At 52.7% G+C, this 6528-nt stretch carries 1 protein-coding gene; it reads left to right on the forward strand.

The features are described 5' to 3' along the window. Positions 1 to 1051: 1051 nt before the first annotated feature. Positions 1052 to 6528, forward strand: a 5477-nt coding sequence (locus QT984_RS24615; RefSeq protein ID WP_333375171.1) for a DUF4347 domain-containing protein, incomplete at its 3' end; no start/stop codon positions are given.

Genomic DNA, 6528 nt, shown 5'->3' on the forward strand with positions numbered 1-6528 from the left:
CGAGAAATCTAGTCATAAATTGGTTTTCCTGTCTCCTGAGCGTAACTCCTGCAGTTAAGAAAATTAGCCAACAAAAATCGTAAATAGCTGAGGCGCACATCTCCAAATCCGTTTCTCCAAAACATCATGAAAAATTCTGCACGAAACATTGTCCCGAGCATTTATCTTAAACAGAAACCAGCTCGAAGACTCGTTTCTTGACAGTTTGAGAATTTGCTTGTGGGGAGCACTAATCTGTTTTTGCGATCGTAGCGAAACAGTCTCAAACCTAGATTGCTATGTCCAGACTCCAAGTCATGAATTTTTAAGAAGCTTCGTCGATACAGGGTATGCCAATTTCAATTGAATCTCATATGTTGCACCATTTTCAAGAATAGGCTTTCTGGCCTGTTCCACAACAAGTGAATTTTCTTATGGGCTGGGCAGGAGAACCCCCCATAGAATGGTTATTGAGAATGGTAAAAGATATCAGTTGAATAACACTTCGGGCACAGTCGCCATAATTATGTGACGGCTATCACTCCCTAATTAATGTGTGGTTGCTATTGTGAACAGGGCTTGCACAGCCAAACCAAAGAAACCGAGTTGTTTACCGGGAGCGAGGGCTGCAAAGAAGTCTTTTCGTCCCTCAAACCAGGTTTATACGTCTAGAAATAGTGAGTTTTATCTGCCAAGTAAAGTGCATTAGACGAGGTACAGAAAAGCTCATCAAGTAAATTCTTGAGAACTCGTGTTCTTATCTACTGCGCGAGGTAAGAGCTGTGTAACAGATACACTCGCGATCCTAAAAGAAAAAAGTCGAAGGCAAAATATCACCCGATAGAGAGATTATTGGGATTTAAACACCAAATCCTCAGTTCTTCTGCCGGCGCTATTTGCAATGCTATTAAATATCCATATAGCACTGCTTTGTGCTGAGTAAAATTGGCTTTTTGCTCTGAATCTCAGTCAAGCAGCAGAGCCTCTTACTCTGCAATTAAGCCTTTTAAATAGGTGATAATAATCATCGGGAAATGGGTATATCATCTACAATTAGTGAGACTATTTTACCATGCAAAGCATCTGCAACAAACCAATTTTTATCGCCCCAAAAATAGGTGAGTCCACCACAAGGATTGGGGGCGCAAAATCCCGAACAACAGTAACTTATCATCAGAAAAAACCAATAAAACAAGTAAAAACAGTAGGGGCAATCCCCCCGTGGTTGCCCCTGTCCCAGAAAATTCGTGGCGGCACGAGAACTGGGCATCCCCACAGAGAATTTTTGCGATCGACTGTAAGGGAAAACTCCCCGTGGTTGCCCCCTCGGACTGTAAAAAATGTACTGTTTCTCGATGCCAGAGTAGAGAACTGCGAGAGCTTGGCAAGAGGAGCAACAGCCGATACAGAGGTATTTGTACTGAACTCGACGGGGGATGGAGTCGAGCAAATTACTAGAATTTTGGCTAATTGCAGCGATTTAGACAGCCTTCAGATAGTTTCTCACGGTCGAGAAGCAGGAGTGCAGCTAGGGTCGATCGAACTCTGCAACGACAACCTACAAACCTACAGCCATTCGTTACAGCAGTGGAGAAAAGCCCTCAGCGAGAGAGGAGATATCTTGTTATTCGGGTGCAGCGTCGCAGCGGGGGAAAGCGGCCAAGCCTTCGTGCGGCAGCTAAGCTTGATGGTCGGTGCAGATATTGCAGCTTCCGACAACTTGACGGGGAGTGTGGCCCTCGGCGGCGACTGGCAATTAAAATTTGCGACAGGGGAAATAAAGGCGAGAATCGCCATTGAAAAAGAAGTCCTCGAAGCCTACCCTTACGCCCTCGGCACATTAGTTAACGAAACTTTCAAAAACTCCACAGTTAGGGGGCCTTGGATTTACGGGGGAAATGACGGGGCACTGTTCGATCCCAGCAGCAACGATCCAGCAGCCGATCAACTTATCCCCGGCATTACCGGAGGCACAGTATCCGGCGTACTTCCGGCTTTGGGCGGTGCAACTCCCGGCGATGGCGCTCTGCGATTAACTCCAGCAGTAAACCTTCGGGAAGCCTTCGTCATCTACAACAACCCCATTCCTTCAACCGACGGTCTCAGAGTCCAGTTTGATTTTTATTCTTACGGTTCAAGGGAGCAAGCTAATGCTCCGCAACCATTTATTAGCCCTCAGCCAGGGGACGGGCTGGGTTTCTTCTTGATTGACGGCACTGTTAGCCCAACAAGGACTGGGGGTTATGGCGGTTCTGTCGCTTACGCTCCACGAACGGGTATACCCGGTATTGAGGGAGGTTATTTAGGCATTGGGCTTGACGAGTTTGGCAATTTTTCAACATCCACAGAAGGGCGGTCGGGTCCTGAGCCACCCCCGATTCCCGGCTCCTCTATTGGTTCTTTCAGACCAGATTCAGTAACTGTTAGAGGAAATCAAGCAAACGATTATCGGTTTTTAACAAATGCGATCGTTCCCTTCGGCATCGATAACATTCCTACAAGCATTGACTTTAGTGGCCCTGAACCAGGCGCCAGTTTTAACTTCAGCAATACGTTCACGAGCGATCGCAATTTAGCCAAAAGATCCGTTCAAATTACACTGAATCCATCTAACGATCCGGTCAATCCCTCTCGCCTCACCGTGGCCTTCGATGCAAATTTCGACGACATCTACGAAACTACATTGATCGACATCCGCAACTTGGCCACCGAAAACGGCCGGGTACCGCCAATTTTGAAATTTGGTTTTGGCAGTTCCACAGGAAGCGCCAACAACATTCACGAACTTCAAAACCTGGTAGTTGAAACTATCAATCCTCCCAGTATCACCGCTGAGGTTGCCACTATCAAGAGCGGCCCGCAGTTCGTCAAGCCCGGAAGCAGCATTACCTACACGATTACAACTGTAAACAGGGGGCCAGCGCCCGCTACAAATGTCCTGATTCAAGACGAAATACCTTTTGAAATGCTGCGTCCGGGGGGATTGCCGCCGGTTCTCACTGCCTCCAACAATGGCACTTATGTGAACGAAACGAAAGCTGTCACCTGGCCGTTAATTCCGGTTCTCAATGCGGGTGAGACTCTGACTTACACCCTGACTATTGATTTGCCACCCGGTTTAACCAGCGGTAGCAGTTTTGCCAACGTTGCATTCAGCAATAGCTCGACTTTCGACCCCGATCTGGGCAACAACAGCGGTGTACTCGCGCCAGGGCAAATCGAGGGGCCTGGTGTAGTCTTTACCACTGTTGTCGATACAGTCGCAGATTTAGTTACTACCAAAAGTGGGCCTGTGACTACTTCGGCCGGGTCAAGCGTCGCCTACACATTGACTACGACTAACATGGGGCCAGACCCCGCTGCCAATGTGACCATCACGGACAGCATTATTCCGGGTTTAACAGGAGTCAGCGTATCGGATGGGGGGAGTTACGACCCAGTTTCCGGCATTGTCACCTTCCCAGCATTGACAACCCTGGCAAATGCAGCTACTGCGACCCGCACCGTCAGTTTCATTGCCCCAGCCACCCTTACCGCCATCAGCAACACGGCCCGGAGTAGCGCGGCGACTTTCGATCCGATCGCCACTAACAACAACGGCTGGGCGACCAACAAAGACGGCACTCCCACTAACTCTACGGTTACGACAAGTATTGCGCCCAACGCGGATCTTGTTACCACGAAAACCGGATCTACGAGTGCTACTGCCGGTAGTTCGGTCAGCTATACGATCGCCACAGTCAACTTAGGGCCGAGTCCTGCAGAAGCTGTAACCATCACTGACAGCATAGTTCCGGGGTTAACCGGAGTCACGGCATCTAACGGTGGCGTTTACGATCCAGTGACGGGGATTGTCACCTTTGCGCCCGTGGCAATAGCCCATAAGGAGACAGTCACCCGGACGATCGGCTTCACAGTGCCGCCCACCCTAACTTCCATCAGCAACACGGCCAGAAGTACCTCCATCACTCCCGACTCCACTCCTGCCAACAACAACGGTACAAACCCCAACGCCACCGTCATTACCTCGATCGAGGCTGTGGCCGATATTGTCACCCAAAAAACGGCTCCGGCCAGCATCGAGGTGGGCGACACGCTACTTTATACAATTACTACTACCAACAACGGGCCTAGTCCCGCGACCAACGTAGTCATCACCGACAGCCTAATTCCCGGCTTAACTAATGTCAGGGTGTCCGATGGCGGAACCTACAATGCTGCCACAGGGGCGATCGATTTCCCAGCGATCGCGACTTTAGCCAGCGGCAGCAGCGTCACCCGCAGCCTGACTTTTGTACCGCCGTCTACCCTGACGAGCATCACCAACATTGTCTTGAGTCGATCGGACACTTTTGACCCGGACTTGACGAATAACGACGGCTCGACAGTCGCATTGCCCGGTCAGGCGGGGGGGCGAGTCGTTACTGCGATCGAGGCAGCCCGCGCCGACTTGGTTACGTCCAAGAGCGGTCTCACATCTGCTCCTGCGGGTAGTTCCGTGACTTATACTATAACTACCGCCAACAATGGGCCGAATGCTGCTGAAAACGTAGTGATTACAGACAGCATCATTCCCGGTTTAACGGGAGTCAGCGCATCCGATAACGGCACTTACGACCCAGTGACAGGGGTTGTCACCTTCCCAACAATTCGCAGTTTGACTAGCGGCAGCAACATCAACCGCGAGGTAACAGTAGTCATTCCAGCGATCGGCACCATTAGCAATACTTCCCAGAGTCGATCGACCACTTTCGATCCCGACCCCAGCAATAACAACGGTTCCGAGTCCAGAGCCACTGTCACCACCGCCATTTTACTCGCTCCGCCTTCACCCAACAAGCTTCCCTCAGCCGACAGCAGCAATGTGGCGATCGGGCCCAACAGCGTTGTCCAAATTAGCGGGATCGGAGGCAGAGACTCAGACGGCACAGTGGTTGCATTCACCATCAGCACCCTGCCGCCGGCAAATCAAGGCATCCTGTTCTTGGGCGACCCCGCAACCGGAGGAGTCGCCGTCACGGCAGGTCAAACCCTGACAGCCGAGCAAATGACGCAGTTATTCTTCCAGTCGGCCGGCAATTTCACAGGGGCTAACTTTACCTACAGCAGCAGGGACAATCTCGGTGGCATCAGTCCTGCAGCCACCGTTTCTCTGGTCTCACTGGCGTTCAACTACCCGCCGGTACCGACAAACTTCAGCAAGACACTGGCGCCAAACAGCACAGTCAACCTCACAGGGCTCACGGCAAAAGACCTCGACGACTCGATCGAATTCTTCACTATCAACACCCTGCCGGCAGCAAATCAAGGCGTCCTATTCTTGGGCGATCCCAGCCAGGGAATCCGGGTCACGGCAGGCCAAAGACTTAGCGCAACTCAAATCAGCCAGTTATTCTTCCAAGCAACCAGCGAATTCACAGCCACCAACTTTACCTACAGCGCCACAGACAGCCGCGGCGCCATTAGTCCAGCCCCCGCTACAGCCTCCCTGCGAGGACTATTACCTCCCACCGACGGGCCACCCGTCGCCAACAACTCCAGCGTCGCTTTGTTGGTGGAAACAACCGTGAACATCCCCGGACTCGGAGGAACCGACCCAGACGGGACGGTGGTTTCCTTTACCGTAAACACCTTACCACCAGCCAATGAAGGCACGCTGTTCTTGGGTGATCCCAGCCAAGGAGTGCGGGTCACGGCAGGTCAAACCCTGACAGCCGAGCAAATTACCCAGTTGTTTTTCCAGGCGTCCGGCAATTTCACAGGGGCAAACTTCACCTACAGCGCTACAGATAACCTCGGCGCTACCAGTGCGGCAGTCGCCACTGTCTCTCTCATTCCCCTTAAGGAACCGATACCCGTGCCGACACCCGCGCCGATACCGGTGCCGACACCACCAACACCAACACCCGCACCGATACCGGTGCCGACACCACCAACACCGACACCCGCGCCGGAACCAACACCCGCACCGATACCGGTGCCGACACCACCAACACCGACACCCGCGCCGATACCGGTGCCGACACCACCAACACCAACACCCGCAGCGGAACCAACACCCGTCCCTGCGCCGGAACCAACACCACCCGTCCCTGCGCCGGAACCAACACCGGCGCCGGAACCAACACCGGCGCCGGAACCAACACCAACACCAACACCCGTCCCTGCGCCGGAACCAACACCCGCGCCAGAACCAACACCCGCGCCAGAACCAACACCCGCGCCGGAACCAACACCACCCGTCCCTGCACCCGAACCAACACCCGCCCCAGAACCAACACCACCAACACCCACACCCGCCCCAGAACCAACCCCCATATTCAACCCAGTAGCCGAACCCGATACCAGTTGCGGTTGCGACCCCCTGCCCCAGCCCCCTCTCATCACATTTATCCAACCCCAGCCTTCACCCATACTCAACTTCGACTCCAACGCCGCCCAACTCATCGACATCCAAAACACCAGCATCGGCACAGAGGGAAACGATTATTTAACAGGGAACGAAACTAACGAACTGTTTCTCTCATTTGAGGGCGACGACACAGTGTT

It is taken from the genome of Microcoleus sp. Z1_B2, from assembly GCF_036700325.1.
In the GTDB taxonomy this organism is placed as follows: Bacteria; Cyanobacteriota; Cyanobacteriia; order Cyanobacteriales; family Microcoleaceae; genus Microcoleus.